This is a genomic window from Limnospira sp., assembly GCF_051859755.1.
Taxonomy (GTDB): Bacteria; Cyanobacteriota; Cyanobacteriia; order Cyanobacteriales; family Microcoleaceae; genus Limnospira; species Limnospira fusiformis.
The window spans coordinates 1-2,226 of the sequence record NZ_JBIMLI010000287.1; the positions used below are offsets into that span (position 1 = coordinate 1).

Sequence of the window (2,226 nt, forward strand, 5' to 3'; positions counted from 1 at the left end):
CAAGGATTTGGGCCGCTTCCTTGGGTTTGACATATCTGGCAATAGGTTTATCCTCAACTCTTCTCGCTTATTATACCATATTGCCCTAAAATATTAACCTAATTTGAGATTAAATCATACTCTCTCGGTTTATCGGTGTTTCGGCAATTTATCCCCCAATAGGAAAACTAGCTTTAGAAGTATACGATTCCTCCTGTTCAACGTAGGAGATACCGTATCTCCCCCGCAATGCTTTCAGTTTAGCTCTAAAACTGGCGTGGGGAATTTGAAGGAAGTTCTGGTTATTGGGGCTGGCGATATTAATCTCCGGCTTGATACCGACGTTAAAACCTACCACAATTTTCGCGATTCGGTTCTCGATACAGTGATTAACAATGTAACGGGCGGCTTTGTTGAGATAATCCCTAACCTTGCTATGGCGATTCCGCGTTACCCTAGTCTGGCGCTCCTTTATTCCCTCGATTTTCTGCAAATCTTTAATCGATTGCAGTCGGGCGTTCTCTTTGTTGTACCAACGGTTAAGGGATTTCAGTTTTTTGCCATCCACGATAAAGGATGCCCCGTTGGTATCGACGCAAGTAGCCAGATTGTCAAGTCCGATATCGATCTCTAGAGCCGTATCGGGTTCGGTGGGAACGGGAGTTGCTTCCACCTCGTAAATAAACTCCACGTCAAAAAAACGGGCGTTATATCGAGGGTGAATCCGAACTTCCTTGAGAGTGTCGGGAGCGATTCTTTCCGGGAAAGGAATCCAAATTTCGCCCCGCCAGTTGCCCAAGTCGAGAGACACGGGAACTCTAAATTTTCCGTCCTTGATTTTAACCCTCGGCCTAATCCGGACGAAATAAGCGTCTTTGGGCCGGTAGTGAGGGAGTCTAACTTTCTGTGGAAAGGTCTCCTCTTTGAGGGCCTGGCTCAAACGGTAGAAGCTCCGAAAAGTGCGATCGACTACTTTAAGAGTTTGTTGGGCTATATCGGTGTTCAACCGTTTATAGTTCGAGTTTCCCTTACAGTAGTGATAGTTGGACTCGTAGCAAAGATGTTTCCCATCTTGGAAGTAATACTGCCATTGAGTGTAAATTCCTACATTGTAGAGATTTTTACTCAGTCGGCAGAGTTCCCCCAAGGCTTTCAACTCTCGCACTGGAAGTCCTCGTATCTGGTTCTTTTGAGTCAGGTACATAGCTTCTCACTAGAACTATGTGTATTTTAGTGAGAAGTGTCTCCAATGTAAAGCCGTGCTGGAAGCACGGGGTTGGAAACCCATGATTTACTATGATAGTTGTGCGAGACGTTCAGGCATGAAATAAGGCTGCAATGCTGAAATAACTGTCTGGAGGGTACTTCAACCCCTTGGTTGAATATAAGGAGTGCACTCCTGACCATTCCCATAACTGTTTATATGTCCCGACGCTTGGAGGAATCTAAGTAGGGCAGGGAACTCAAGGTCAATCCCACAAAGAAATCGTAATGCTCAATTATACCATAAGGAGGAGTATTAAAACCACTTGGGCGAATGTGGGAAAGAGTAACGGCGATAGCCACCCCCAGTTTCAGGATTCACAACCCTGGGATAGAAGCGGGGAACGGAAGGCGTGAAGTAGAACCTACTACCAAAAACGACCACTGCCAACCATCCATGACTAAGGAAATCTGAATGTTCCGACTTGAACCATCGTAAATAGTAAGCAGCGGTGCGAGACATTCAGGCATTAAATAAAGTTGCAATACCCGAAATAACCCCCTGGTGGGTATTTCAGCCCCTTGGCTGAATATAAGAGGCTCGACTCTGACCATCCCCATAACTGTTTATATGTCCCAACAGCGAAAGCAAGGCTGGGAACTCAAGGTCAATTCCGCAAATCAAATCGAATACCCAACGACTACAAGAAGGAGTATTAAAACCAATTAGGGCGATTGCGGGAAAGAGTGACGGCGATAGCCACCCCCAGTTTCAGGATTCACAACCCTGGGATAGAAGCGGGGAACGGAAGGCGTGAGGGAAACCTATTCCCAACAATCCGACCACTGCCAACCATCCATGACTAAGGAAATCTGAATGTTCCGACTTGAACCATCGTAAACTATAAGTAGCGAAATAGGTTGACACGCTGCGCTCAAAAGAGCAAGGGGAAGAGTAGGTGTTTCGTTGTATAGCATTAGTCAAGGTGGTTAGGACGCAGCTTTGAGAACGGAATCCATGGCATCATGGAGAGAATCAAACTG

1 protein-coding gene is annotated in these 2,226 nt (G+C 46.0%); it reads right to left on the bottom strand.

Features of this window, described 5'->3' with window-relative positions:
* Positions 1-148: 148 nt before the first annotated feature.
* Entirely contained in the window at positions 149-1,183 is a 1,035-nt protein-coding gene (locus ACTIE0_RS23915; RefSeq protein ID WP_006625941.1) for an RNA-guided endonuclease InsQ/TnpB family protein, read from the bottom strand.
* Positions 1,184-2,226: the final 1,043 nt, after the last annotated feature.